Source organism: Ferribacterium limneticum (assembly GCF_020510565.1).
Classification (GTDB): Bacteria; Pseudomonadota; Gammaproteobacteria; order Burkholderiales; family Rhodocyclaceae; genus Azonexus; species Azonexus limneticus_B.
In genome coordinates this window covers 3,956,934-3,981,814 of sequence record NZ_CP075189.1, presented here as the reverse complement: position 1 = coordinate 3,981,814, position 24,881 = coordinate 3,956,934, and the positions used below count along the sequence as shown (strand labels likewise).

The following is a 24,881-nucleotide window of genomic DNA, read 5'->3' as shown; positions in this document are numbered from 1 at the left end:
ACGCATGCAATATTGGCTGATGAAATCGGAGCCGGACGAGGTTTCCATCGACGACCTCGCTGGCGCGCCAGGACAGGCGTTTCCATGGTTCGGCGTACGCAACTATCAGGCGCGCAATTTCATGCGCGATGCGATGCAGGTCGGCGATCTCGCCTTCTTTTATCATTCCAGTTGTGCCGAGCCGGGCATTGCCGGCATCTGCGAAGTGTGTTCCGAGCCTTACCCGGACGAAACTCAGTTTGCTACGGTCAACCGGTATTTTGACCCAAAATCGAAACCCGAAAATCCGCGCTGGTGGCTGCGTGACGTCCGGTTTGTGAAGAAGACGCGCCATGTGTCCCTGACTGAACTGCGCAGTCATCCCGAACTGGCCGACATGCGTCTCCTTGCCCGCGGCAACCGGTTGTCGATCATGCCGGTCACGCCCGAAGAATGGGCATTCATCAACCGTCTCATGGCAGAGAGTTCATGACAATCTGGTGGCTGGCCTACCCCCTGCTGGGAATCTTCGGCGGCTTTGTTGCCGGTCTGTTCGGCGTTGGCGGCGGGCTGACCCTCGTCCCGTTCATGTACATGCTGTTCGTTGCCCAGAACTTTCCGCCGGAGCATGTCATGCATCTGGCGCTCGGCACTTCGATGGCGACCATCGTTTTCACGTCCATATCCAGCATGCGCGCCCACCACGCCCACGGTGCGGTGCGCTGGGACGTTGTCCGCAATCTGGCGCCGGGTTTGGTGCTCGGGACTTTTGCTGGCTCTCTGGTGGCCGGGCAGGTGCCGACCGGGCCGATGACGGCAATTTTTGTCGTCATCGTCTATTACGCCTCGATCCAGATGATGCTCGATTTCAAGCCTCATGCCCATCGGCAACTACCCGGACCGGCCGGGCTGTTTGCTGCCGGCGGCGTCATCGGCGGCATATCGAGTCTGGTCGCCGCAGGCGGCGGATTCCTCTCGGTGCCCTTCATGCTGTTCTGCAACGTCGCCATCCATTCGGCCGTCGGCACTTCGTCGGCGCTGGGTTTTCCGATCGCCGTCGCCGGTGCCGTCGGCTACATCGTCGCCGGCTGGAGCGATAGCGGACTGCCGCCCTTTAGCTTCGGCTATATCTATTTGCCGGCTTTCGTCGGCATCGTCGTGATGAGTATTCTGATGGCGCCGGTCGGCGCCAAACTGGCGCACAAATTGCCGGTCAAACAACTGAAGCGGGCATTCGGCGGTTTTCTCGCCCTGCTCGCCACCAAGATGTTGCACAGCCTGATCGGCTAGGGGGATTTCTCTGTCGCTTGTTCTCGGAGCGACCTCGGAGAATAGGCGGACCCCTGTCCGCCCATGCCTCCAGATACTGATGTCGAGCGGATTGTAGTCACCAGGCCAGCGCGTAGCGGCCGGCAAACGCCCCAATCGCAGTCGTGATGGAGATTGCGGCGACGTACCAGATGGCAACAAACACGGCACCATCGTTCACGCATGCAACCGTATAGGCCAAGGCTGCGAGCGAGCCCGACAGGACACCGGAAATCGCGCCAGCGGAAGCCAGCCGAGTCGGAATACCCCTGCGCAATCCAGCCAGAATGATGGTGAGGCCAGGTAGGGAGGCGGCGACGATGACCCCTACACAGACTGGCGCGGACAGTTGCTGCACCCCCAGCGGTGGGAAGCCGCTGCGATCGAAGAGCGCGCCACCGAGAAGGAATAGAACGCCTGGGAGCAAAGCCAGGTGGGGCCTTGTCGCCATCCCCGGGGTTCCGGCGGCACGGACGAGAATGAAGCCACCGCCGGCGAGCAGGGTCATTGCCGCAACCTTGAACTGGAATGGCCAGGCCGTCAGCATCGTGGGCAGATCCGGACGCAACCCGGATACGCCGATTACAACGAGCATGGCTATGGCAATGGACAGCGTCAGGCATACCCACACGGTGCGACCGAAGGACATGGCTGCTGGAGCCTTAATGCCGGCCTGATTGGACAGCCGATGAATAAGCTCATCCGTCCGCATAATCTCGTTGTTACGCTTACGCATCATTTACGCTCCCTTTGCTGCCGCGATCAATCTCTTTAATGCTCGGTGAAACGCAACTCTCACAGCCCCCTCTTTCATCCCGAGTTCGGTGGCAGCTTCACTGGGTGACGCCCCATTAACGCCAATCGCGCGGACAACCGACTGCTGGCCTGGCGGCAGCTCGGAGATCAAGCGTTCGACGTCAATGCCGGACTCTTCCGGGTCTCTCTGATTGAAGGCTGGCAGGGAGGACCATTGCTCATCGTCGAGATCCATCCTGCCGTGCGCTTCCTTTCGCAGACGCCGCGCCGTATCGATGATCTTGTAGCGCGCAATGGCATTCAACCATGGCAGGAGCGGCCGACCGTGATCCCATTGGTCGCGTCTTGAGTGCACAGCGATCAGTACGTCCTGCACCACGTCCTCGGCCTCCACGGAGTTTAATCCAGCATGATGCAACCGATATCTGATGACTCGCCGCAGATACGCCGCCAGTTCCAGGAGGAAATCCTCGTATGCAAAGCGATCACCCTCTCGCTCCTTGCGCATCGCATTTGCCCAAGTGTTTTCTCGCTCTTGCAATCCCACTCCTGATGCTCCGTTCTCATACCACGCCGTCGTTGCAAGGCATGATGTCGTGGTCAAGCTTCGCGGATGCTCACGGGAATTGGCTAAGCTATCCACGTCATCTCTTGGCTAGCAAATTACAATCCCCGTTTCCCGGCTGCAGCCAGAATAAGCGCCGCAATGTCTTTCGGATGTGAAACGAGGGGGAGATGTCCGGATTCGACTTCTATCGTCTTGGCCTTCATGCGCCCAGCAAGGAATCGCTGGAAATCAGGCGAGATCGTGTTGTCGTTCTTTGCGACCGCGTACCAGGATGGCTTGGTTTTCCAGGCTGCAGTTGTGGTTCTGTCAGCAAACAGATTTGCTGCGACCGGTTGTTGCACGGAATAGAGCGTCTTTGCCTTCTCCGCAGGTATGCCGTCCGCAAAGTGGTTGAAGAAAGCCTTCTCCGAAACGGTCAAATAGCCATTGTGTTTTTCGACGCCAGCGCGGAGGGGCATCGTCGGAAATTGACTGCCAAGCGCCAGAAAATCTTCGCCGGCATCAGGTGCGCGAGCCGCGACGTAGACCAGCGCCGTGACCTTCGGCTCTCCCCCTGCTTCACTGATGACACTTCCCGCGTAGGAATGTCCTACGAGGACCGTGGGGCCATCCAGCAGGGCGAGCGCCCGCTTGGTCGCGGCAACGTCATCAGCGAGGGAGGTAAGGGGATTCTGGACCGCTATCACCTTCAAGCCGGCCGCCCCTAGGTAGGGGATGACATCGGACCAACTGGAACCATCGGCCCAGGCTCCATGTACAAGGACGACATTCTTGGCCTCGACAGGTACAGCCTCTCTTGCGAATGCGGTACCGCCAAAGGTCGCGTGCATCAACCCGAAGGCCAGCGCAATTGTGGAAAAGAATGTTTTCATCAAATAACTCCTGAATGGTAACGAAGCACAGCGCTTCATCATGGCTATTCGGCAATCGGAGTGATTTGTTACATCCACAGGTAAAAATATGTTCAGAGAGAAGAGACGGCGCACAACGCGGTCGGCATCTCGGCTGCGCTCAGTTGACTGGCTTCACACGCCGGCCTTGAAGTCGCGCAAGGTGGCGACGAGGTCGGCGAAGCGTTCGCCCTGAACGGTCACGTGGGCGCGTAGCTGCGCCGAGGCGAGTTCGCTGTCGCCCTTGATGATGGAATCGACGATGGCCTGGTGCTCGTTGAACGAGGTCGCCATCCGGTTGCGCACGCGCAACTGCAGCCGGCGATAGGGGCGCAGCCGGCGGTGCAGGGCGGTCGCCTGCTCGACCAGGAAGCCGTTGTGGCTGGCTTCGTAGATGCGCTGGTGGAAGACCTCATTCAGCTGGTAGTAAATATCCGGGGTGTTTGCGTCGCGCGCCGCTTCGCAGGCGTCATGTGCCTCCTGCAGGGCCGCTTGTTCGCTTGGTGTGATACGCCGGGCGGCCAGTCGGCCGCACATGGCTTCCAGTTCGGCCATTACCTCGAACATTTCGCAGACCCGGTCGGCCCCGACTTCCGGGACGGTCGCGCCGCGTCGTGGCTTGATTTCGATCAGTCCGACCGAGGCGAGCTGGATCAGTGCTTCGCGCACCGGCGTTCGGGATACGCCGAAAGTATCGGCCAGTTCCTGCTCGTCGAGCCGCGTGCCGGGGGGATAGACGCCGGTGACAATGCGCTCCTCGATAAGTTCGCCGAGGCGTTCCGACTGGCGGGTGGCAGGGGGTATTTCGACAGGGCTGTTCATGATTGATGCTCCAGCGTGCGGCAATGATTTAATTATACGAAATTAGTTGACCAGTATTCAATGTTTGACTATCTTGTATACACAACGGTGATTTTTGAACACAAAATAAGAGTGCGGTATTCCCTAGTGTGGATAAGCCAGCCAGTGAGGTTTCACCGTCAGTGCTTTTTAAACCTTGGAGGAGATATCCATGTTCAGCAAGACTAAACGCCAGCTTACGCTGGCCATCGCTGCAGTCGCCCTCACCTGTGCTCTGCCCTCGGCCCAAGCTCAGACGCCGCGCATCATCAAGATTTCCCATCAATTCCCTGCCGCAACCAACGAGGACGGCGATTTCCGCGATCGCCTGGTCCGTCGCTTCGCCGCCGAAGTCGAAAAGCAGTCCAAGGGTAGTTTGAGGTTCGAGATTTATCCCGGCAGCTCCTTGATGAAGACCAACAGCCAGATCGGTGCCCTGCGCAAGAGCGCGCTGGACATGAGCCTGGTGCCGCTGGCTTATGGCGGCGGCGAAATTCCGCAGGTCAACATCACGCTGATGCCGACGCTGGTAAACAGCTACGAGCAGGGCATGCGCTGGAAAACCGCCCCGGTCGGCAAGGAGCTTGATCGCATCTTGGCCGACAAGAATATCAAGATCATCACCTGGGTCTGGCAGGCGGGCGGTATCGCCTCGACTAAGAAGACAGTGGTCGTTCCCGACGATGCCAAGGGCCTGAAGTTCCGAGGCGGAAGCAAGGAGATGGACCAGATGCTGAAGGGCGCCGGCGCCGCAGTGACCGGCATGCCTTCCTCGGAAATCTACAGCGCGATGCAGTCCGGCGTGCTCGACGCGGCGCTGACTTCCAGTACCTCGCTGATCAGTTTCCGTCTGCAGGAGTTCAGCAAGTACGTGACGACGGCGCGCAACAAGAGCTTCTGGTTCATGTTCGAGCCGCTGCTGATTTCCAAGGGCCTCTACGACTCGCTGACGCCGGAGCAACAGAAGATCATCAGCGACGTCGGCGCCAGTCTGGAGAAGTTCGGTGTCGAAGAAGCCAAGAAGGATGACATGCGCATGGCCGAGGTGTTCGCCAAGGCGGGTGCCAAGGTGGCCGACATGGACGAGAAAGCCTTCATGGCCTGGCGCGGTGTCGCCGAACAGACGGCTTTCAAGGATTTCGCCGAGAACATCAAGGATGGCCGCGCCCTGCTCGACATGGCGCTGTCGGTCAAGTAATCCACCGGCCGGGCAGCGCCCGGCCCATCCTTCTTAAAGGTGAATCATGAGCCCCGGATATTTCATCAGCCGAGCGGTCAAGGCCTTCAATATTGCGACAGGTTACCTGTCGGCCTTTCTGATCGTAATCGCTACCTGTGTCCTCGTCTTCGAAGTTGCGGTCCGTTATTTCTTTGCCTGGCCGACCGACTGGGAAATCGAGTTTTGCGTCTATTTACTGATCGCTTCCAGCTTCCTGGCCGCCGCCCATACTCAGCTCAATCGCGGTCACGTGACGATTGAAATTCTCGACGAAATCACGCCGCCGAGCTGGACACAGTGGCGCATGGCGTTTTCCGATCTGCTGTCCTTCCTGTTCTGCGCCTTCATCGCCTGGAACTGCTGGCACCTGTTCTACGAAGCCTGGGACGAAGGCCGGATGAGCGACACCTCCTGGGCGCCGAAGATGTGGCCGGTCTTTGCCACCATGGCAGTCGGTATGACCTCGCTGACCCTGCAGATTTTTGTGCAGTTCATCGAAGACTCGCTGCCCGAAGCCATGCGCTCGCACCACCCCCCACCCCAGCACAATGCAGCCATTCAGGTGGCCATCGAACGCATCCAGCACGACGACGAAGGAGAGCGCAAATGAGCGTCGGAACTTTAGGCTTGCTCTACGCGGCCGCTACTTTCATATTTCTCTTTTCCGGGATGCCGATTGCCTTTGCCGTTGGTTCGGTCGCCCTGATTTTCATGTACTTTTTCATGCCGGTGGCGCAGCTGTCGATCATCGCTGAAACCATCTTTTCCGAGTTGAACAGCTTCACGCTGCTGACCATTCCGCTCTTCATCATGATGGGCGCCGCCATCGGCAAATCACGCGCTGGCGCCGATCTCTACAACTCGCTGAATCGCTGGCTATACAAGGTGCCGGGTGGTCTGGGCCTGGCCAACACGCTGGCCTGCTCGGTGTTCGCCGCGATGTGTGGTTCATCGCCGGCAACCTGCTCGGCGATTGGTTCCTCGGGCATTCCGGAAATGCGCAAACGCGGCTATTCCGAGCGTCTGGCGACTGGCCTGATCGCCGCCGGCGGTACGCTGGGCATCCTGATTCCGCCATCGCTGACGCTGATTCTCTACGGTCTGGCCACCGAACAATCGATCGGCAAGCTGTTCATGGCTGGCGTCGGCCCCGGCTTACTCCTGACGACGATGTTCTCGATCTGGGTGGTGTACAAATCCTGGGCGGAAAAGAACGAGAAGATTTCGGCCAATCGTTCGACCGGCATCGCCATGCCGGCGGAAGAGTCGTACAGCTGGAAACAGCGCCTTGAAACGCTGCCCCGCCTGGCGCCCTTCATCGGCCTGATCATCATCGTCATGGTTGCCCTCTACGGTGGCTGGGCGACGCCTTCGGAAGTCGCCGGCATCGGCGCCTTCGGTGCGCTGCTCATGGTCATGGCGATCTACGGCTGCTGGCGCTGGAACGACCTCAAGGTGATCCTCTCCGGGACGGCCCGCGAGTCGTCGATGATCATGCTGATCATCGCGATGTCCTTCCTCTACACCTACGTCATGAGCTACCTGCACATCACCCAGTCGGCTGCCGCCTGGATGATTTCGCTGGAGTTGAGCAAATGGGCCTTCTTCTTCTGGGTCAATATCCTGCTCATCGTGCTTGGTTTCTTCCTGCCGCCGGTTGCCATCATCCTGATGGTTACACCGATCATCCTGCCGGCGCTGAACGCCCTGGGTATCGACCTGATCTGGTTCGGCGTGATCATGACCATCCTCATGGAAATGGGCCTGATTCACCCGCCGGTCGGCCTCAACCTGTTTGTAATCAGCGGCATTGCTCCCGACATCAAGCTCAAGGAAATCATGTGGGGTACCGTGCCCTTCCTGCTGCTCATGGTGCTCGGCATTGTGCTGCTCTGTGTCTTCCCGGAAATTGCCACCTGGCTGCCGTCGCAGTACAGCGGCTCCTGAGTCAGCGGAAAGACGATCATGAACGCACCACTCCCGCGTGACTGGGACACTCTGCGCCAGAGCCGTGGTCGCCGCCTCGAGCGGGCGGCGAGCCTCGGTTTTGGCCAGGAAATTCCGGTCGACCGTGTCATTGACCTGCTCGAAGCCGTCATCCAGCCCGGTGACCGCGTCTGTCTGGAAGGCAACAACCAGAAGCAGGCCGATTTCCTCTCCGAAGCGCTGGCCGATTGCGACCCGGCGCGTATCAATCACCTCAGTATGGTCCAGTCAGTCCTGGCTCTCCCGAGCCATGTGGACCTTTTCGAGCGCGGCCTGGCAAACCGCCTCGACTTTTCTTTCAGCGGTCCGCAGGGCGCCCGCCTGGCCAAGCTGGTCCAGGAACATTGCATCGAGATCGGGGCGATTCACACCTATCTCGAACTGTTCGGCCGCTATTTCATGGACCTGACGCCCAACGTCGCGCTGATCGCGGCGCAGGCGGCGGATGCCGAGGGCAACCTTTACCTCGGACCGAATACCGAAGATACGCCGGCTATCGTCGAGGCGACCGCCTTCAAGGGCGGTATCGTCGTCGCTCAGGTCAACGAGCGGCTGGAAAAGCTGCCGCGCGTCGATGTGCCGGCCGACTGGGTCGATTTCACCGTGCTCGCCCCGAAGCCGAACTACATCGAGCCGCTCTTCACCCGTGACCCGGCACAGATCACCGAAGTCCAGGTGCTGATGGCGATGATGGCGATCAAGGGCATCTACGCCGAATATGGCGTGACGCGCCTGAACCACGGCATCGGTTTCGACACCGCGGCGATCGAGTTGCTGCTGCCAACCTACGCCGCCGACCTTGGCCTGAAGGGCAAGATCTGCACGCACTGGGCCTTGAATCCGCACCCGACGCTGATTCCGGCCATCGAGTCGGGTTTTGTCGAATCGGTGCATTGCTTCGGTTCGGAAGTCGGCATGGATGTCTACATCTCGGCCCGATCCGACGTCTTCTTCACCGGCGCCGACGGCAGCATGCGTTCCAACCGGGCGTTTTCCCAGACGGCCGGGCTCTACGCCTGCGACATGTTCATCGGCTCGACCTTGCAGATGGACCTGGCCGGCAACAGTTCGACGGCGACGCTGGGCCGCATCACCGGCTTTGGCGGCGCCCCGAACATGGGCTCCGACCCGCACGGCCGGCGCCACGCCAGTCCGGCCTGGCTCAAGGCCGGGCGCGAGGCCTACGGGCAAAACGCCATCCGTGGCCGCAAGCTGGTCGTGCAGATGGTCGAAACCTTCCGCGAACACATGGCGCCGGTTTTCGTCGAGGAACTTGATGCCTGGAAACTGCAGAAGTCGATGGGCGCCGAACTGCCGCCGATCATGATCTACGGCGATGACGTCAGTCACATCGTGACCGAGGAAGGCATCGCGAACCTGCTGCTCTGCCGTAGCCCGGAAGAACGCGAGCAGGCGATTCGCGGCGTTGCCGGCTTCACGCCGGTCGGCATGGCCCGTGACAAGGCGATGGTCGAGAACCTGCGCGACCGCGGCATCGTCCGCCGTCCTGAAGACCTCGGCATCGACCCGCGACTGGCCACCCGCGACCTGCTCGCCGCCCGTTCCGTCAAGGATCTGGTGCGCTGGTCGGGCGGCCTCTACGCCCCCCCTTCACGCTTCCGCAACTGGTGACCGCCATGGAAACACTCGATTTTCGTTTCGATTCCAAGCCCGTTCCGCGGGCCGCCGATCCCGCGCTGTGCGGCGTGGTCGGCTCGGGCAATCTGGAAATTCTCGTCAAGCCCGGTATTGAGCCGGAGGTTTGCCGGGTCCGCATCAAGACTTCGGCGCGCGGCTTCGGTGAAACCTGGCAGGCTGTGATCGGCAGCTTTGCCGTCAGCCATGCGGCCGGGGGCACCGTCATCGCCATCAACGACATGGGCGCGACACCCGCCGTCGTCACCTTGCGCCTAGCCCAGGCGCTGGCCGAGTACCAGGGAGGTGCCCAATGATCGCGTCGCTTGCTGCACGCCACAGCTGGTTTGAGGCGACCGCCCGGGCTCGCCTCGCCGGCCTGCTTGATCCCGGCAGTTTTAGTGAAATCCTGCCACCGGCCGAATCCAACCCCAGCCCGCATCTCGCCTTGCTCGATCTGCCCGGAGCCTTTGATGACGGCGTGGTCGTTTGCTACGGTCAACTGGAAAAAAAGCCGATTTTTGCAATCGCCCAGGAAGGCCAGTTCATGGGCGGCGCGGTTGGTGAAATCCACGGTGCCAAGATCGTCGGGATGCTCCGCCGCGCGGCGCAGGAAAAGCCGGCCGCCGTGCTCTTTCTCATCGATTCCGGCGGCGTTCGTCTGCACGAGGCCAACGCCGGCCTGATCGCCATTTCCGAAATCATGCGCGCCGTGCTCGACGCCCGCGCGGCTGGCGTCCCGGTCATCGCGCTGGTCGGCGGCAGCTGCGGCGCCTTCGGTGGCATGGGCATCGTCGCCAAGCTCTGTTCGGCCATCATCATTTCCGAAGAGGGCCGACTCGCACTGTCCGGCCCGGAGGTCATCGAAACCGTCGCCGGCGTCGAGGAATTCGACTCGAAGGACCGGGCCCTGGTCTGGCGCGTCACCGGCGGCAAGCATCGCTACCTGATGGGCGATTGCGCCATGCTGGTCGACGACGACATCGCTGCCTTCCGCCGCGGCGCCACGGAATTCCTTGCCGGCTGGACGGAACCCGCGCCGAGCGTCGCCCATCTGCGGGCCGGCCAGCAGGCGCTGGAAAATCGTCTCGCTGCCTACGCCAGCTATCGCGACGGCCTGCAAGTCTGGGCCGCGCTCGGCGTCGCTGAGCCGGAAAGCGTGCCGCTGCTTGATCGCGACGCGCTGGTCGCCTTGAAGGAAGGATTGCCGACATGAGCCTCAACAACATTCTTGATAGCCTGTTCCCGGCCGGTCACGCGGTCGCCGTGAACAACAAGGTGATTACCGGTCAAGCGACGACCGCACAGGGCACGGTCGCCGTGCTCGGCACCACCGACGCGGCAGCCATCGATCACGCCATGGCGCTGGCCCTGTCCGCCTTCGTTCTCGACACCATCGAACGGCACCCCGGCCGGCCTCTGGTCTATTTGGTCGACACCAGCGGTCAGGCTCTGTCGCGCAGCCAGGAGCTGCTCTGCCTGAACGGCTCGTTGGCCCATCTCGCCCAGTGCGTCGATCTGGCCCGCCGTCAGGGTCATGCCTCGCTCAGTCTGGTGACCGCCAACGCGGTCAGCGGCGGTTTCCTCTCCTTCGGCCTGATGGCCGACCGGGCCTATGCCCTGGCCGACGCCCAGGTCCGGGTCATGGATTTGCGGGCGATGTCGCGGGTGACCAAGATCGCCCACGAACGTCTGGTCGAACTGGCGGCCGGCTCGCCGATTTTCGCGCCGGGTGCCGAGAGTTACGTCCGCATGGGCGCCATCGAAGCGATCTGGCCGGCACCATCGGCCAGCCTGCTGGAGGCGGCACTCGCTGCTGGCGGTCTGGCCGCGCCGGCCAGCGATCAACGCCAATACAGCGGTCTGCTGCGCGGTGGTCGCCAACTGGCGGCGGGCATAACCAAAACCGTTCAGAACGCCGCGCGCGGAGCCTGACCCGATGCGTCGCCACGACCTCGTTTATCTGGATCGGGATGCCGTATTCGCAACACCCTGTGCTGAAACAGGCGATTCATTTTGGCTGGCGGCGCGGGACTGGATCGCCGCTGGCCGTCCTCTGGTCGCCGCCCGCCAGCCGGCCGGCGATGGGCCGCTGCTGCTCGGCCTGAGCCTGCCGCTGAACCAGCAACGAAAGCGGCTGACCATTAACGTCGACCGCCGGGCCGTAGCCGGAATCGACGCGCCGCTGGCCATCGCTCGCTGTTGTTCCCGACTGCCGGCGGCCGAGGCCGACGTGCTGCGCCGACTGGCCGAGCGGGCTGCTGCCTGTTCTGCCGGCCTCGGCGTTTTCGGCTCGCTGGCCTGGGAGGCGTTGAGCGGCGAGGACTACCGCCATGCCGAGTCCGACATTGACCTCATCTGCGATGTCGCGACGCTGGCGCAATTGGACGCCATGCTGGCGGCGCTGCAACTGGCGGCTGGCGAACTACGCTGCCGGCTAGATGGCGAGTTGCGTTTTCCGGATGGTGACGCAGTTGCCTGGCAGGAATTTGCTACGCAGCGGGAAAATCCGGCTGCCCTGGTCCTCGTCAAAGGCCTGCACGAGGTTGGCTTGCGGACGGTGCACACCTTGCTCGCCAGCCTGAACGAGGCTTGCTGCCATGCTTGAACGCATCGTTCCAGTCAATCGCCCTGCCCAGCCGGCCATCCCGGTCGAGCGCGCCGCAACCGAGCGCATCGGTCGCCTGGCCATCCGCAGCCTGTACCGTGAGGCTGCCCTGGCGCCCAAGCCCGGGCTGGTCAGCCCGGTGAGCCAGGGCAGCCACCGCGACATGGATTTCAGTACTTTCCTGCGCAGTTTGCAGGCCTTGCGCAGCTATTTTCCCGCCATTGCTGCTTGCGGCCTGCAACGGCCGGGCTTTGCGCCCTTGCGAGTGCTCGGCATCGCGGCCGAAGCCGCCATGCTGGCGGCAACCGGCGGCGTCAACACCCATCGCGGGGCGATTTTCAATCTTGGCCTGCTTTGTGCGGCGGCCGGCCGCCTGATTGCGGATGGCGAAATACCGAGTGCCGCGATAGTTTGCGCGGCCGTCCAAATGAACTGGGCGGCCGACATTCTCGATGGTCTGGCCGTCTTGCCTGCCGCTTCGCAACTGAGCCACGGATTGGAAGTCGCCCGCCGCTATGGCAGCGGCGGAGCGCGTCAGGAGGCGGCGAGCGGTTTTCCTGCGGCGCTGGAGATTGGCCTGCCGGCCTATCGAAGCATTCTGGTCGCCACCGGGGACGGCGAACTGGCGGCGGTGCAGGCCTTGTTTGCGCTGATCGCCGAACTCGACGACACCAACCTGCTGTGGCGCGGCGGTCCGGCCGGGCTGGCCAGCGGGCGGTGTGCCGCAAGTGAATTTCTCGCGGCCGGTGGCGTACTCGCCGACGATTGGCGCGAGCACGCGGCGGCCATCGACCGCGATTTCGTGGCGCGCGATCTGAGCCCCGGCGGCAGCGCCGACCTGCTCGGCGTAACACTTTTTCTCGCCGAACTCGACGGCCGGGACTGAAATGCGCCTGGCCCTCCTTTTCAGCGGCCAGGGCGGCCAAACCGTTGCGCACTGGCAGCAGGCGCAGGCCGGCGTCGCTGGCGAATTGCGTGAGGCGCTGGCGCAGGTTCTGCCCGACATCGCGGAGCCGAATGCTACGGTCAACCCGGAAAAACTGGCAAAAAACAAAATCGCCCAACCGCTGATCTTCGCCCAGCAGATGCTCCTCTGGGGCAGCCTGCAAAGCCGTCTGCCGCGGCCGATCTGCGCCGCCGGCTATTCGCTGGGCGAAATGGCGGCGTGCAGTGCGGCCGGCGCCTTCACGGCCGCCGAGGGCGTCGCCCTGTGTGCCGAAAGGGCAGCAGCGATGGATGGCGCCGCGGCCGGCGAGCACGGCATGCTCGCTGTTCTCGGGCTGGATGAGGCGTTGGTGGAAAAACTGGCCAGCGAGGCCGGGCTGGCCGTGGCGATCCGCAATGCGCCGCGCCATCTGGTGGTCGCCGGGCCACGCGCCGGCATCGTGGCCGTCGCCGACAAGTTCGCAGCCGCCGGGGCGAGCCGGCTGGTCCATCTGGCCGTGCACACGCCATCGCACACACCATTGCTGGCCAAGGCCGCGGTCGACTTCAAACAACGACTGGATTTGCTACCTGATCGCCGCCTGGCTTTTCCCGTGTTCAGCGCCATCGATGCGACGGCAGCACGCACCGCCCGTCCGGCGCTAGCCGCGCTGGCCCGCCAGATCTGCACGCCGCTCGATTGGGCGGCCTGCCTGCAGGCGGTGCGCGAAATGCAGCCCGACGCCGTGCTCGAAATCGGTCCCGGCAATGCGCTTGCCCGGCTGTTTGGCGAACTGGCCCCGGAGATTCCGGTGCGCGCCTGCGATGATTTTCGCAGTCTCGACGGCATCGTTCGCTGGCTCGAGGCCGGTCACTGATAAAGTTCGGCGCTTGCCAATATTGTCGCTGCCTCCATCCTCGTGATCCCTTTCGATGTCATTCCGGCGTATCTGCTGACCGGCGCCGTAGCCGGTTTTTTTGCCGGGCTGCTCGGCGTGGGCGGTGGCGTCGTGGTCGTCCCCTTGCTGACCGTCATCTTTGCCGGGCAGGGTTTTCCGGCCAACGAAGTCATGCATCTGGCGCTCGGTACCTCGATGGCGACTATCCTGTTCACGTCAATTTCCAGCTTGCGCGCCCATCACGCGCACCGCGCCGTATTGTGGCCGGTGATGCGCGACCTGACGCCGGGCGTTCTGGTCGGCACGCTGTTCGGGGCGATGCTGGCGGCCGGTATTTCGTCGCGGGGGCTGTCGATTTTCTTCGTCGGATTCATGATTTTCGTCGCCGTGCAAATGATGGCCAACCTGCGTCCGAAGCCAAGCCGCAACCTGCCGGGGCGCGGGGGCCTGGGCCTTGCCGGCAGTGTAATCGGCACGGTGGCCAGTCTGGCCGCGATGGGCGGCGGGGCGCTCACTGTGCCTTATCTGATCTGGTGTAACGTCCGGCCGCACCAGGCCATCGGCACCTCGGCGGCGGTCGGCTTGCCGATCGCTATCGGCGGCAGCATTGGCTATGTCTGGAACGGCTGGGGACACCCCGGCTTGCCGGCAGGCAGCCTGGGATTCATCTATTTACCGGCGCTGGCCGTCATCCTGCTCGCCAGCGTGCTGGCCGCCCCGCTCGGCGCCCGCCTCGCCCATCGTCTGCCGGTGGTCGTGCTCAAGCGGATTTTCGCGGGGCTGCTCCTGGTGCTGTCGAGCAAAATGCTGTGGAGCCTCTACGGCAGCTGATTGCCGAGTTCAGCGCGCCTTGAAAGACGGTTTGCGCTTTTCCAGAAAGGCAGCCAGTCCTTCCCGGTAATCCTCGGTGTCGAGGAAGGCGAATGAGGCGGCTTTCTCCTCGTCGCTGAGCGGCGTTCCGTCCAGCAGGCGGCTTATCCACTGCTTGTGCCAGCCGGCGACCAGCGGCGCCCCGGCGCAAATTCGTTTGGCCGTGGCGTAGGCTTCGTTTTCGGTTTCGTCATCGGCGACGACGCGCGTCACCAGCCCTTTGGCGTAGGCCTCGGCGGAAGTCAGGATGCGGCCTTCAAGCAGGATTTCCTTCATCACGGCCGGCCCGGCCAGGCGCAGCAGACCTTCCATTTCGCCGGGGTACATCGAAAAGCCCAGACGATTGATCGGCGCACCAAAACGCGCGCTTTCACCGCAGATACGGAAGTCGCAGACGCCGGCAATTTCCAGCCCGCCACCAATGCAGGCGCCCTGAATCAGCGCCACGGTCGGATGCGGACAATTGTCGATGGCTTGCAGGGCGAGCGCGACCTGTCCGTGGTAATGCAGAGCCTGTTCCAGCGTCGCCCGATCCGTGACGAACTCCTCAAGATCGCCACCGGCGGCGAAGGCATCGCTCCCGGCGCCACGCAGCACGACGCAGCGAATGCTACGGTCAACGCTGATTTCAGCCATCTTTTGGGCCAGCTGGTTCCACATCCCGAGGTTGATGGCGTTGAGCTTGCCGGGGTTGTTGAGGGTCAGGGTGGCGACTTCGTTGTCGCAGAAAAACTCAATGGTGCTCATGGGTTATCTCGAATGACCATAAAAAATAATGGGATTAGTCGATGCAGATCAAAGGCAATGGGTCTTATATAAGATAGAATATTGCGGCTTTTTCGTTGGTAATTATTAATTAAAAGTTAGGAGATCAAGCCATGAGCAGCGCGATGTATGAGCGGATGCGGGCCAATCCGAAGTTTCAGGAGCTCGTTTCAAGACGGGGACGTTTTGCCTGGACGTTGGCTTTTGTCGTATTAACCATGTTTTACGGCTTCGTGATGGTCGTTGCCTTCAACCCGGCGGCTCTCGGCCAACCGGTTTCCGAAGGCTCCATGTTGACGGTGGGTGTGGCCGTTGAGCTATTCATGTTCATTTTCTTCTGGTCGCTGACGGCAGTTTACGTCAAACGTGCCAATTCCGAATTTGACGCCCTGACGCAGGAAATCGTCAAGGAAGCCTGGAAGGAGAACAAATAATGCGACGTTTGACTCAACTCGGCACAGCGCTCGGTCTCTTCGCCGTTGCCGCCATGGCATTTGCCGGTGGCCCGCTGGAAGGCGTCACCGAAAAGCAGGCGACCAACTGGCACGCCATCATCATGTTCTGCCTCTTTGTCTGCATGACCATGGGCATTACCTACTGGGCTTCCAGCCGGACCAAGTCGACTGCCGACTTCTACACGGCCGGCGGCGGCATCACCGGCTTCCAGAACGGCTTGGCGATTGCCGGCGACTACATGTCGGCCGCCACGTTGCTTGGTCTGACCGCCATGGTCTACGGCCAGGGCTACGACGGCTACATCTACATGCTGGCCTTCTTCGCCGGCTGGCCGATCATCCTGTTCCTGATGGCCGAACGCCTGCGCAATCTGGGCAAGTTCACCTTCTCCGACATCACCGCCTATCGCCTCGACCAGGGCAAGGTGCGCACCATGGCCGCGATTTCCTCGCTGACCGTGGTCTGCTTCTACCTGATCGCCCAGATGGTCGGTGCCGGTCAGCTCATCAAGCTGCTCTTCGGTCTGGAATACAACGTTGCCATCTTCGCCGTCGGCATCCTGATGATGGTGTACGTCACCTTCGGTGGCATGGTCGCCACGACCTGGGTGCAGATCATCAAGGCCTGCATGTTGTTGGCCGGGGGAACACTTGTCATGTTCCTGGCTTTCAGCCAGTTCGGATTCTCGTTCCAGACGCTGCTTGAGAAGGCGACGGCCGTGCACAAGCTCGGTCCCAAGCTGATGTATCCAGGCAGCCTGCTGGCTGATCCGGTCACCGCCATCTCCCTGGGTCTCGGCCTGATGTTCGGCACGGCTGGCTTGCCGCACATCCTGATGCGATTCTTCACCGTGACCGATGCCAAGGAAGCCCGTAAGTCGGTGCTCTACGCGTCCGGCTTCGTGGCCTACTTCTTCAACGTGATCTTCATCATGGGCCTGTGCGGCATCATCATCGTTGGCCAGAATCCGGAGTTTTTCGAAGGCGGCACGATAGGCGGCAAGATGGTCGGTGGCGGCAACATGGTTGCCATGCACCTCTCCAAGGCGGTCGGTGGCGACATGCTGCTCGGCTTCCTGGCGGCAGTTGCCTTCGCAACGATTCTCGCCGTGGTGTCAGGCTTGGCGCTGGCTGGTGCATCGGCCATTTCGCATGACCTCTACGCTCGCGTGATCAAGAAGGGTACGGCTACGGAAGCTTCGGAAATCCGCGTCTCGAAGATCGCCACCATCTGCCTCGGTTTCGTTGCCATCATCCTCGGCATCCTGTTCGAAAAGCAGAACATCGCCTTCATGGTCGGCCTGGCCTTCGGGGTGGCAGCTGCGGCCAACTTCCCGGTGCTCATCCTCTCCATGTACTGGAAGGGTCTGACCACGCGCGGCGCACTGTTTGGCGGCTACGGCGGCCTGGTTTCTGCAGTGCTCTTCGTGCTCTTCTCGAAGTCGGTATGGGTCGATGTGCTGCACAACGCGGCTCCGCTTTTCCCCTACACCCAGCCAGCCTTGTTCGCGATGCCGATTGCCTTCCTGCTGGCGTACATTTTCTCGAAGACCGATTCGAGCGTGCGTGCCGGTCAGGAAATCGAGGCCTTCGAAGACCAGTATGTCCGTGCCCAGACTGGTTACGGCGCTGCTTCTGCCAGCAATCACTAAGCACCGCTAGTACAAGTCAAACCCTGACGGCGAAAGTCGTCAGGGTTTTTTATTGATTTTGTTTTTGGTGATTTGGGCTTTTAATGTAGTAAGTTTATTGATCGTGTCAGCAGTCAAAATATCTTCCATCGGGGGAAGGCGGGATGAAACGACAAATCCAACCAAGCGCCATTGAGCGAATGATGCGAGAGAGTGATTTCATTGTCTCCAAGACCAATCCCAAGGGCATCATTACTTACGGCAACCCCATATTCATCGAGTTCTCCGGGTATTCCGAAGAAGAACTCCTGGGATCGCAGCACAACATCGTTCGCCATCCAGATATGCCACGGGCTGCGTTTCAGCTGGCTTGGGACACCATTCAGTCAGGCAAGGAGTTTTTTGGCTATGTGAAAAACATGGCCAAGGATGGCAGTTTCTACTGGGTATTTACCCACATCACCCCGGATTTCGATGCGCAGCGCAATATCGTCGGTTATACCTCGGTTCGGCGTTGTCCGAAACGCGATGCCGTCAGTAAGGTCGAGCCGGTCTATCGCCTGATGCTTCAGGCTGAGCAGGGTGCCGGCGCGCGTGATGCCATTGCTGCCGGGACCAAGGTATTGCTTGATTTGTTGAATCAGACAGGAATGAGTTATGAAGAACTCGTCTTTTCCCTTTAGGCGCCTGTTACTGGCGTTGCTCATTACGGGTGGTGCTGGAGCGGCATTCATCGCGCCCTGGGTGCCCGCACTGCTGCTGATTCCTGCGCTCATCGTCTTGGTATGGCCGGATACCGCCGGGCAGGCGCCACTGGTTGAACTGGATCGCTTGCTGGATCAGGTTGGGCAGGGGCAGTTGGTCGGACGTCTGCCCCACGCGCTAGAGACACCGAGGCTGGAGGCCATTCGGGTCAATCTGAATTCGGTGCTCGATCAGACAGAAACCACCTTCCGGGAAATACTGGGTGCGCTGAGTGCCTCTTCTGAAAGCCGATATTGGCGCCGCCTGCAAACGACCGGCCTGCACGGTTCTTTCAGGAATGTGCTCGAGGAAATGCAGGCGCTACTTGATCGATGGGGCGCGGCACAGGAGTCTATTGCCCGGGAAGCACTGTTGTCGGAGATATTTTTGCGCTCGGAACGTGGACTTTCTTTGGCAATTGACCATGTTGGAGCAGCGCTCACTGAAGTGGGTGGCCATTCGGAAAATACACAGACGCTGGCCGCTGACTTTGCCAGTTCAGCCAGCGACATGGCCGATGCGTCCAACCGCATGTCGGGGGCACTGGGCGGCGCTCAGGCCTCTGCCGAGAACAGCGTCCTTGCCCTGGCTGACTTGAACGTCAAAGCCGCTGCTATCCGCCAATTGACCGGGCAGATCGATGCCATCGCCAAGCAGACCAATCTGCTGGCTCTCAACGCAGCCATTGAGGCTGCGCGTGCCGGTGAGGCAGGGCGGGGCTTTGCAGTTGTCGCTGATGAAGTGCGCAAATTGGCGGACCAGTCCCAGCGGGCAGCGGAGGAAATAGCGGCGGCCATTTCCGCAGTTTCCGGTTCGATGGAAGGGGTCACTACCCGGATTGCCTCGCTGAATCATTCGGTTTCAGAAGCGCGGGCAACCGCTGATGAATTCGGCCAGAAACTGACGTTTTCAGCCTCGTCGGCGGTCAAGGTCAGGGATTTGTCGGTAACTATCGGCAGCGGGGCTGCATCGATGGGTGATTCAATGCGACTGGTCGCGATGGCCCAGAAAGCTCGTGCCGATGTCACTGCCATCCTGCACGGAGAGGAGATCGATATCGATAGCGTCCACGACATCGAGAGGGAGGCGATAGCCGCGGTCAAGGGGCGTCAGTGGATGAAGGGGGCTGCCGACCGCGATGCGCTGATCGACATCTACGATCGATTGTTCGCCAATATTGAGGGGCAGATGCGCTAGTCTGCATCGTGTTGCAAGGAGCGCCCTAGCTGGAAGCGCCGTCGCGAATCTTGGCCAATGCCTCGCGGCCGGAGAGCAGGTGGTCGTGCATCAGTTTTTCAGCCTTGACGGCATCCCCAGCCTGTAGCGCAGCCATGATCAGGCGGTGCTCGTCCAGCGACTGTTGAAGGCGGCCTTCGAGCGACAGCGAATGTAGGCGAGAGAGCTTCAATACTTTGCGCAGATCCTGAATGACCGACAACAACCAGCGATTACCCGACAATTCCTGAATTTTTTTGTGGAATTCCTGGTTCGACTCGAAGAAGGCGTCAATACGGCCGTCACGAGCCGCCGACTCCAGTTTTTCGTGAATGGCCTTCAGCGCCGAGATGTCCGCAGGTTTCGCCCGCTTGACCGCTTCGGCGGCGCAGCGCCCTTCCAGCAAGGCCATCAGCGGGAAAATGTCGTCCGTATCCTGCCGGGAAATTTCGGTGACGTAGCAACCACGGCGAGGCCTGAGATCGACCAGCCCTTCCGACGCCAGAACCTTGAGCGCCTCGCGCAAGGGCGTACGGGAAATGCCGTATTCCTCGGCGAGCTTCTGCTCGTCGATCCAGGTACCCGGGGTCAGTTCGTGTGCGAAGATGCGTTGACGCAGTCGTTCGGCCACTTCCTGATAGAGCGCGGTAGGTGCGATACGTGTCATGGTTTTGGTGTGATGTGATTGAGCCGATCGGGACATTGCCGACTTGCTTCCATAATTATGGATAAAGTATTATGTAGGGCTTGGTATGTCAAGCTGGGCCCAAAAGCGTAGAATTTTGAATTCTGCATCATAAGCCCGAAAAAATCGAATCAGCGAGGGGTATGTCATGTCTGAAAAGTTCTTTGATTCCAATAACCTGGATGCCTGGGAAAAGGCAGCAGCAAAACAGTCACCGGGTGGCGATATCGGGAATCTGGTCTGGAACACCCCGGAAGGCTTGGCCGTCAAGGCGCTGTATACGAAGGCTGATGTCGCAGGTCTTGAATTCGCTGACACCCTGCCCGGCTTTGCGCCCTATCTGCGTGGCCCGCAGCCGACGATGTATGCGGTCAAGCCGTGGACGATTCGTCAGTACGCCGGCTTCTCCACCGCCGAAGCTTCCAATGCCTTCTACCGCAAGGCGCTAGCTGCCGGTGGTCAGGGCGTTTCCGTCGCTTTCGACCTGGCAACACACCGCGGTTACGACTCCGATAACGCCCGCGTCACAGGTGACGTCGGCAAGGCTGGCGTGGCGATCGATTCCGTCGAAGACATGAAGATCCTCTTCGACAGCATTCCGCTCGACAAGATTTCCGTTTCGATGACGATGAACGGCGCCGTGCTGCCGATTCTCGCCGGCTACATCGTTGCGGCCGAAGAACAGGGTGTGCCGCAGGACAAGCTGTCTGGCACCATCCAGAACGACATCCTCAAAGAATTCATGGTGCGGAATACCTATATCTATCCGCCCAAGCCGTCGATGAAAATCATTGCCGACATTTTCGGCTACACGGCACAGCACATGCCGAAGTTCAACTCGATCTCGATTTCCGGTTATCACATCCAGGAAGCAGGTGCCAACCAGGCCATCGAACTGGCCTTCACGCTGGCCGACGGCATGGAGTACGTGCGCACTGGCGTCGCTTCGGGTATGGACGTCGACACCTTCGCCGGCCGCCTGTCCTTCTTCTGGGCGGTGGGCATGAACTTCTACCTGGAAATCGCCAAGATGCGCGCCGGCCGCCTGCTGTGGGACCGCATCATGACCGGTTTCAACGCCAAGAGCGCCAAGTCGAAGATGCTGCGTACGCACAGCCAGACGTCCGGCTGGTCGCTGACCGAGCAGGATCCGTACAACAACGTCGTGCGCACCACCATCGAAGCGATGGCAGCCGTCTTTGGCGGCACCCAGTCGCTGCACACCAATGCGCTCGACGAAGCCATCGCTCTGCCGACCGAGTTCTCGTCGCGCATCGCCCGCAACACGCAGCTGATCATCCAGGAAGAAACCCACATCACCAATGTCGTTGATCCGTGGGCTGGCTCCTACATGATGGAAAAGCTGACCCAGGACATGGCTGACAAGGCCTGGGGCATCATCCAGGAAATCGAGGCGATGGGCGGCATGACCAAGGCCGTCGAATCGGGCTGGGCCAAGATGCAGGTCGAAACCTGCGCCGCCGACAAGCAGGCGCGCATCGATTCCGGCAAGGACGTCATCGTCGGCGTCAACAAGTACAAACTGGCCAAGGAAGACGCCATCGACATCCTCGATATCGACAACCACGCCGTGCGTGACTCGCAGATTGCCCGCCTCAAGCAGATTCGCGCGACGCGCGATAGTGCTGCGGTCAACGCCGCTTTGGAGGCATTGACCAAAGCCGCCGAATCCGGCGAAGGCAACTTGCTCGACCTGACAGTCAAGGCCATGCGTCTGCGTGCCACGGTCGGTGAAGTGTCCGATGCGTTGGAAAAGATCTTCGGTCGTTTCCGCGCCAACAACCAGACCATTTCAGGTGTGTACGGAGGCGTTGTGGAAGGTCAGGAAAGCTGGGAAAAGATCAAGGCCGATGTCGCCAAGTTCGCCGAAGAAGAGGGCCGTCGCCCGCGCATCATGATCGCCAAGCTCGGCCAGGATGGCCATGACCGTGGTGCCAAGGTTGTCGCCACTGCTTACGCCGACCTCGGCTTCGACATCGACATGGGGCCGCTCTTCCAGACCCCGGAAGAGGCTGCTCGCCAGGCCATCGAAAACGACGTGCATGCCGTTGGTGTGTCGTCGCTGGCCGCCGGTCACAAGACCCTGCTGCCGCAACTGGTCAAGGCGCTCAAGGACCAGGGCGGTGACGACATCATCGTCTTCGCTGGCGGCGTCATTCCGGCTCAGGACTACGATTACCTCTACAACGCAGGTGCCAAAGCCATCTTCGGGCCGGGAACGCGGATCGAGGATTCGGCTATCAAGGTGATCGAAGAAATCCGCAAGGCACGCGGCTAATTCACGGATGAATCTGGGCGAAGCTCCCGTGCGTGCCAATATTCTGTCTGCTGCCGACCAGTCGCTGGTCGACGGCGTGCTGGCCGGTCAGCGCCGTGCGCTGGCCAAGGCCATCACGCTGATCGAATCGACGCGTCCCGACCATCAGCAGCGCGCCCAGCAGGTGCTCAATGCGCTCCTGCCGAGTACCGGCAAGGCGATTCGCATCGGTATTTCCGGCGTGCCGGGGGCGGGCAAGTCGACGTTCATCGAAGCACTCGGTGTCTGGCTTATCGAACAGGGTAAAAAACTGGCTGTACTGGCGGTAGACCCGTCGTCTTCGGTTTCCGGCGGCTCCATCCTTGGCGACAAGACGCGCATGGAATTGCTCAGCCAGCGCGAGGAAGCCTTCATCCGCCCGAGTCCGTCGTCAGGTTCGCTTGGCGGCGTGGCTGAAAAGTCGCGTGAGGCGATGTTGCTCTGCGAAGCCTCGGGTTACGACGTGATCATCATCGAGACCGTCGGTGTCGGCCAGTCGGAAACGACGGTGGCCGGCATGGTCGACATGTTCTGCCTGCTGCAGTTGCCGAATGCCGGCGACGACTTGCAGGCGATCAAGAAGGGCATTGTCGAGATCGCTGACATGGTGATCATCAACAAGGCGGATATCGACCGCCAGGCTACTGCCGTGGTCCGCGCCCAGTGGCGCAACGCCCTGCACATGCTGCGTCCGGCCTCGCCCAACTGGGCGCCGCCGGTCATCACGCTGTCCGCCTTGCACAAGGAAGGCATCGCCGATTTTTGGGAGCAGGTCGAGAAGTACCAAGCTGCCTTGAAACCGACTGGCGAATTCGACGCCAAGCGCCAGCATCAGGCCCTGAGCTGGATGTGGCAACTGATCGACTCCGGCCTGCGCCAGTATTTCCGCCATCACCCGCGCGTGCAGGAAAACCTGCCCGCCTTTACCCGATCCGTCGAGGAAGGCCACACGACGCCGGCTGCCGCCGCGTACGCCCTGCTCGGCTATCTGAAACACTGAAGTTCCGAATTACCCGATCCATTTAGGGAGTTTTCTATGCACGACATCATCCGCCAGCTGGAAAAAAAGCGTGAACTGGCCTACCTCGGCGGTGGCCAGAAGCGCATCGACAGCCAGCACAAGAAGGGCAAGCTGACCGCCCGCGAACGCATCGAGTTGCTGCTCGACCCGGACTCCTTCGAGGAATGGGATCTGTTCAAGGAACACCGTTGCGTCGATTTCGGCATGAACGAAGCCGAAAAGACGCCGGGTGACGGTGTCGTGGTCGGTTACGGCACCATTAACGGCCGTCTCGTCTTCGTCTTCTCCCAGGACTTCACCGTCTTCGGTGGCTCGCTGTCGGAAACCCACGCCGAAAAGATCTGCAAGGTCATGGACCACGCCATGAAGGTCGGCGCCCCGGTGATCGGCCTCAACGACTCGGGCGGCGCGCGGATTCAGGAAGGCGTTGCTTCCCTGGGCGGCTACGCCGACGTCTTCCAGCGCAACGTGATGGCCTCCGGCGTCGTGCCGCAGATCTCGATGATCATGGGCCCCTGTGCCGGTGGTGCGGTGTATTCGCCGTCGATGACCGACTTCATCTTCATGGTCAAGGACTCGTCCTACATGTTCGTGACCGGTCCGGAAGTCGTCAAGACCGTCACCCACGAAGACGTGACCGCCGAAGAACTGGGCGGTGCCGTGACCCACACGAGCAAATCCGGTGTCGCCGATCTGGCCTTCGAGAACGACGTCGAAGCCCTCTCCATGCTGCGCCGCTTCATGAATTTCCTGCCGGCCAACAACCGCGAAAAGCCGCCGGTCACGCCGACCAACGATCCGGTCGACCGCATGGATTACTCGCTCGACACGCTGGTGCCGGACAACGCCAACAAGGCGTACGACATGAAGGAACTGCTCGTCAAAGTGGTCGACGACAATGACTTCTTCGAGCTGCAGGCCGATTACGCCAAGAACATCATCATCGGCTTTGGCCGCATCGATGGTCATCCGGTCGGTATCGTCGCCAACCAGCCGCTCGTGCTGGCCGGCTGTCTCGATATCAAGTCGTCGATCAAGGCGGCTCGTTTCGTTCGCTTCTGCGATGCCTTCAATATTCCGGTCGTCACCTTCGTCGATGTCCCGGGCTTCATGCCGGGCACCACGCAGGAATACGGCGGCATCATCAAGCATGGCGCCAAGCTGCTCTACGCTTACGCCGAATGCACCGTGCCGAAGGTTACCGTGATCACCCGCAAAGCCTACGGCGGCGCCTACGACGTGATGTCGTCCAAGCACCTGCGTGGCGACGTCAATATCGCCTGGCCATCGGCAGAAATCGCGGTCATGGGGCCGAAGGGCGCCGTGGAAATCATTTTCCGCGAGGAAAAGAACGATCCGGCCAAGCTGGCCGAGCGCGAAGCCGAATACAAGGCCAAGTTCGCCAACCCGTTCGTGGCGGGCGCCCGTGGCTTCATCGACGACGTCATCATGCCGCATGCCACCCGCAAGCGTATCGCTCGCTCGCTGGCCATGCTGCGCGACAAGAAACTCGACAACCCGTGGCGCAAGCACGGCAACATTCCTCTGTAAGCGTCAGGGAGAAAA

At 61.0% G+C, this 24,881-nt stretch carries 26 protein-coding genes; 20 read left to right on the top strand and 6 right to left on the bottom strand.

Going from position 1 to position 24,881, the window contains the following annotated elements; translation table 11 throughout:
- Positions 1-19 precede the first annotated feature (19 nt).
- Positions 20-472, top strand: coding sequence for an EVE domain-containing protein (locus KI610_RS19110; protein ID WP_264179091.1), 453 nt, complete (start codon positions 20-22; stop codon positions 470-472).
- Positions 469-1,269: a sulfite exporter TauE/SafE family protein gene (locus KI610_RS19105; RefSeq protein WP_226496520.1), complete on the top strand. Its 801-nt coding sequence runs from the start codon at positions 469-471 to the stop codon at positions 1,267-1,269. Before KI610_RS19110 ends, KI610_RS19105 begins: the two co-directional genes overlap by 4 nt.
- A 97-nt stretch (positions 1,270-1,366) precedes the next feature.
- Here the strand turns inward: KI610_RS19105 and KI610_RS19100 are convergent, their stop codons facing one another.
- The 4 genes from KI610_RS19100 to KI610_RS19085 form a co-directional block, all read right to left on the bottom strand.
- The gene (locus tag KI610_RS19100; protein ID WP_226496519.1) at positions 1,367-2,026 is read right to left on the bottom strand and encodes an NrsF family protein; all 660 of its coding nucleotides are present in this window, start codon (positions 2,024-2,026) and stop codon (positions 1,367-1,369) included.
- The gene (locus KI610_RS19095) at positions 2,027-2,590 is read right to left on the bottom strand and encodes a sigma-70 family RNA polymerase sigma factor (protein ID WP_226496518.1); all 564 of its coding nucleotides are present in this window, start codon (positions 2,588-2,590) and stop codon (positions 2,027-2,029) included.
- A gap of 116 nt (positions 2,591-2,706) precedes the next feature.
- Complete coding sequence (locus KI610_RS19090; protein ID WP_226496517.1) at positions 2,707-3,483, bottom strand: alpha/beta hydrolase; 777 nt, start codon at positions 3,481-3,483, stop codon at positions 2,707-2,709.
- 153 nt (positions 3,484-3,636) lie between these two features.
- Positions 3,637-4,323, bottom strand: coding sequence for a GntR family transcriptional regulator (locus KI610_RS19085; RefSeq protein ID WP_226496516.1), 687 nt, complete (start codon positions 4,321-4,323; stop codon positions 3,637-3,639).
- 190 nt (positions 4,324-4,513) lie between these two features.
- On the opposite strand from KI610_RS19085, the gene dctP reads away from it, so the two are divergent.
- From dctP to KI610_RS19030, 11 genes are read left to right on the top strand one after another with little or no spacing between them, the layout of a single operon-like run.
- Entirely contained in the window at positions 4,514-5,539 is a 1,026-nt protein-coding gene (gene dctP, locus KI610_RS19080) for a TRAP transporter substrate-binding protein DctP (protein WP_226496515.1), read from the top strand.
- Between the two features lie 46 nt (positions 5,540-5,585).
- Positions 5,586-6,170, top strand: a complete 585-nt coding sequence (locus tag KI610_RS19075; RefSeq protein WP_226496514.1) for a TRAP transporter small permease subunit — start codon at positions 5,586-5,588, stop codon at positions 6,168-6,170.
- The gene (locus tag KI610_RS19070; protein ID WP_226496513.1) at positions 6,167-7,507 is read left to right on the top strand and encodes a TRAP transporter large permease; all 1,341 of its coding nucleotides are present in this window, start codon (positions 6,167-6,169) and stop codon (positions 7,505-7,507) included. The genes KI610_RS19075 and KI610_RS19070 overlap by 4 nt, the downstream gene beginning before the upstream one ends.
- A gap of 18 nt (positions 7,508-7,525) precedes the next feature.
- Entirely contained in the window at positions 7,526-9,178 is a 1,653-nt protein-coding gene (gene mdcA / locus KI610_RS19065) for a malonate decarboxylase subunit alpha (protein WP_226496512.1), read from the top strand.
- Between the two features lie 5 nt (positions 9,179-9,183).
- The gene (gene mdcC, locus KI610_RS19060) at positions 9,184-9,498 is read left to right on the top strand and encodes a malonate decarboxylase acyl carrier protein (RefSeq protein ID WP_226496511.1); all 315 of its coding nucleotides are present in this window, start codon (positions 9,184-9,186) and stop codon (positions 9,496-9,498) included.
- A complete protein-coding gene (locus KI610_RS19055; RefSeq protein ID WP_226496510.1) occupies positions 9,495-10,397 on the top strand; it encodes a biotin-independent malonate decarboxylase subunit beta in 903 nt (300 codons plus the stop codon). The genes mdcC and KI610_RS19055 overlap by 4 nt, the downstream gene beginning before the upstream one ends.
- Complete coding sequence (gene mdcE, locus KI610_RS19050; RefSeq protein ID WP_226496509.1) at positions 10,394-11,116, top strand: biotin-independent malonate decarboxylase subunit gamma; 723 nt, start codon at positions 10,394-10,396, stop codon at positions 11,114-11,116. Before KI610_RS19055 ends, mdcE begins: the two co-directional genes overlap by 4 nt.
- Positions 11,117-11,120: 4 nt before the next feature.
- Entirely contained in the window at positions 11,121-11,789 is a 669-nt protein-coding gene (gene mdcG, locus KI610_RS19045; RefSeq protein ID WP_226496508.1) for a malonate decarboxylase holo-[acyl-carrier-protein] synthase, read from the top strand.
- Positions 11,782-12,675, top strand: a complete 894-nt coding sequence (gene mdcB, locus KI610_RS19040; protein WP_226496507.1) for a triphosphoribosyl-dephospho-CoA synthase MdcB — start codon at positions 11,782-11,784, stop codon at positions 12,673-12,675. Before mdcG ends, mdcB begins: the two co-directional genes overlap by 8 nt.
- Position 12,676: 1 nt before the next feature.
- Positions 12,677-13,591, top strand: a complete 915-nt coding sequence (gene mdcH / locus KI610_RS19035; RefSeq protein ID WP_226496506.1) for a malonate decarboxylase subunit epsilon — start codon at positions 12,677-12,679, stop codon at positions 13,589-13,591.
- A gap of 42 nt (positions 13,592-13,633) precedes the next feature.
- Positions 13,634-14,443 carry a sulfite exporter TauE/SafE family protein gene (locus KI610_RS19030; RefSeq protein WP_404827437.1) on the top strand — a complete coding sequence of 270 codons (810 nt, stop codon included), beginning with the start codon at positions 13,634-13,636 and terminating at the stop codon, positions 14,441-14,443.
- 9 nt (positions 14,444-14,452) lie between these two features.
- On the opposite strand, the gene KI610_RS19025 is transcribed toward KI610_RS19030, so the two are convergent.
- On the bottom strand, positions 14,453-15,229 hold the full coding sequence (locus KI610_RS19025; RefSeq protein ID WP_226496505.1) for an enoyl-CoA hydratase/isomerase family protein: 777 nt from the start codon (positions 15,227-15,229) through the stop codon (positions 14,453-14,455).
- A gap of 131 nt (positions 15,230-15,360) precedes the next feature.
- On the opposite strand from KI610_RS19025, the gene KI610_RS19020 reads away from it, so the two are divergent.
- From KI610_RS19020 to KI610_RS20095, 4 genes are all read left to right on the top strand, one after another.
- Positions 15,361-15,681 (top strand): DUF485 domain-containing protein, encoded by a 321-nt coding sequence (locus KI610_RS19020; RefSeq protein WP_226496504.1) that lies wholly within the window; start codon positions 15,361-15,363, stop codon positions 15,679-15,681.
- Positions 15,681-17,354, top strand: coding sequence for a cation acetate symporter (locus KI610_RS19015; protein WP_226496503.1), 1,674 nt, complete (start codon positions 15,681-15,683; stop codon positions 17,352-17,354). The genes KI610_RS19020 and KI610_RS19015 overlap by 1 nt, the downstream gene beginning before the upstream one ends.
- A gap of 143 nt (positions 17,355-17,497) precedes the next feature.
- Positions 17,498-18,016: a PAS domain-containing protein gene (locus KI610_RS19010; protein ID WP_226496502.1), complete on the top strand. Its 519-nt coding sequence runs from the start codon at positions 17,498-17,500 to the stop codon at positions 18,014-18,016.
- Positions 17,991-19,274, top strand: coding sequence for a methyl-accepting chemotaxis protein (locus KI610_RS20095; protein WP_319004194.1), 1,284 nt, complete (start codon positions 17,991-17,993; stop codon positions 19,272-19,274). The genes KI610_RS19010 and KI610_RS20095 overlap by 26 nt, the downstream gene beginning before the upstream one ends.
- 25 nt (positions 19,275-19,299) lie before the next feature.
- Here the strand turns inward: KI610_RS20095 and KI610_RS19000 are convergent, their stop codons facing one another.
- A complete protein-coding gene (locus KI610_RS19000; RefSeq protein ID WP_226496501.1) occupies positions 19,300-19,959 on the bottom strand; it encodes a GntR family transcriptional regulator in 660 nt (219 codons plus the stop codon).
- Between the two features lie 166 nt (positions 19,960-20,125).
- Here KI610_RS19000 and scpA point away from each other — a divergent pair, with 166 nt between their 5' ends.
- From scpA to KI610_RS18985, 3 genes are read left to right on the top strand one after another with little or no spacing between them, the layout of a single operon-like run.
- The gene (gene scpA / locus KI610_RS18995; protein WP_226496500.1) at positions 20,126-22,276 is read left to right on the top strand and encodes a methylmalonyl-CoA mutase; all 2,151 of its coding nucleotides are present in this window, start codon (positions 20,126-20,128) and stop codon (positions 22,274-22,276) included.
- Between the two features lie 7 nt (positions 22,277-22,283).
- Positions 22,284-23,294 carry a methylmalonyl Co-A mutase-associated GTPase MeaB gene (meaB, locus tag KI610_RS18990; protein WP_226496499.1) on the top strand — a complete coding sequence of 337 codons (1,011 nt, stop codon included), beginning with the start codon at positions 22,284-22,286 and terminating at the stop codon, positions 23,292-23,294.
- 36 nt (positions 23,295-23,330) lie between these two features.
- Positions 23,331-24,866, top strand: a complete 1,536-nt coding sequence (locus KI610_RS18985; RefSeq protein WP_226496498.1) for an acyl-CoA carboxylase subunit beta — start codon at positions 23,331-23,333, stop codon at positions 24,864-24,866.
- Positions 24,867-24,881 lie beyond the last annotated feature (15 nt).

Excerpts from the sequence above, each read along its gene's own strand:
- KI610_RS19110 (WP_264179091.1), top strand. The coding sequence starts at position 20 with ATGAAATCGGAGCCGGACGAGGTTTCCATCGACGACCTCGCTGGCGCG.
- KI610_RS19105 (WP_226496520.1), top strand. The coding sequence starts at position 469 with ATGACAATCTGGTGGCTGGCCTACCCCCTGCTGGGAATCTTCGGCGGC.
- KI610_RS19100 (WP_226496519.1), bottom strand. The coding sequence starts at position 2,026 with ATGATGCGTAAGCGTAACAACGAGATTATGCGGACGGATGAGCTTATT.
- KI610_RS19090 (WP_226496517.1), bottom strand. The coding sequence starts at position 3,483 with ATGAAAACATTCTTTTCCACAATTGCGCTGGCCTTCGGGTTGATGCAC.
- KI610_RS19085 (WP_226496516.1), bottom strand. The coding sequence starts at position 4,323 with ATGAACAGCCCTGTCGAAATACCCCCTGCCACCCGCCAGTCGGAACGC.
- dctP (WP_226496515.1), top strand. The coding sequence starts at position 4,514 with ATGTTCAGCAAGACTAAACGCCAGCTTACGCTGGCCATCGCTGCAGTC.
- KI610_RS19075 (WP_226496514.1), top strand. The coding sequence starts at position 5,586 with ATGAGCCCCGGATATTTCATCAGCCGAGCGGTCAAGGCCTTCAATATT.
- KI610_RS19070 (WP_226496513.1), top strand. The coding sequence starts at position 6,167 with ATGAGCGTCGGAACTTTAGGCTTGCTCTACGCGGCCGCTACTTTCATA.
- mdcA (WP_226496512.1), top strand. The coding sequence starts at position 7,526 with ATGAACGCACCACTCCCGCGTGACTGGGACACTCTGCGCCAGAGCCGT.
- mdcC (WP_226496511.1), top strand. The coding sequence starts at position 9,184 with ATGGAAACACTCGATTTTCGTTTCGATTCCAAGCCCGTTCCGCGGGCC.
- KI610_RS19055 (WP_226496510.1), top strand. The coding sequence starts at position 9,495 with ATGATCGCGTCGCTTGCTGCACGCCACAGCTGGTTTGAGGCGACCGCC.
- mdcE (WP_226496509.1), top strand. The coding sequence starts at position 10,394 with ATGAGCCTCAACAACATTCTTGATAGCCTGTTCCCGGCCGGTCACGCG.
- mdcG (WP_226496508.1), top strand. The coding sequence starts at position 11,121 with ATGCGTCGCCACGACCTCGTTTATCTGGATCGGGATGCCGTATTCGCA.
- mdcB (WP_226496507.1), top strand. The coding sequence starts at position 11,782 with ATGCTTGAACGCATCGTTCCAGTCAATCGCCCTGCCCAGCCGGCCATC.
- mdcH (WP_226496506.1), top strand. The coding sequence starts at position 12,677 with ATGCGCCTGGCCCTCCTTTTCAGCGGCCAGGGCGGCCAAACCGTTGCG.
- KI610_RS19025 (WP_226496505.1), bottom strand. The coding sequence starts at position 15,229 with ATGAGCACCATTGAGTTTTTCTGCGACAACGAAGTCGCCACCCTGACC.
- KI610_RS19020 (WP_226496504.1), top strand. The coding sequence starts at position 15,361 with ATGAGCAGCGCGATGTATGAGCGGATGCGGGCCAATCCGAAGTTTCAG.
- KI610_RS19015 (WP_226496503.1), top strand. The coding sequence starts at position 15,681 with ATGCGACGTTTGACTCAACTCGGCACAGCGCTCGGTCTCTTCGCCGTT.
- KI610_RS19010 (WP_226496502.1), top strand. The coding sequence starts at position 17,498 with ATGAAACGACAAATCCAACCAAGCGCCATTGAGCGAATGATGCGAGAG.
- KI610_RS20095 (WP_319004194.1), top strand. The coding sequence starts at position 17,991 with ATGAAGAACTCGTCTTTTCCCTTTAGGCGCCTGTTACTGGCGTTGCTC.
- KI610_RS19000 (WP_226496501.1), bottom strand. The coding sequence starts at position 19,959 with ATGACACGTATCGCACCTACCGCGCTCTATCAGGAAGTGGCCGAACGA.
- scpA (WP_226496500.1), top strand. The coding sequence starts at position 20,126 with ATGTCTGAAAAGTTCTTTGATTCCAATAACCTGGATGCCTGGGAAAAG.
- meaB (WP_226496499.1), top strand. The coding sequence starts at position 22,284 with ATGAATCTGGGCGAAGCTCCCGTGCGTGCCAATATTCTGTCTGCTGCC.
- KI610_RS18985 (WP_226496498.1), top strand. The coding sequence starts at position 23,331 with ATGCACGACATCATCCGCCAGCTGGAAAAAAAGCGTGAACTGGCCTAC.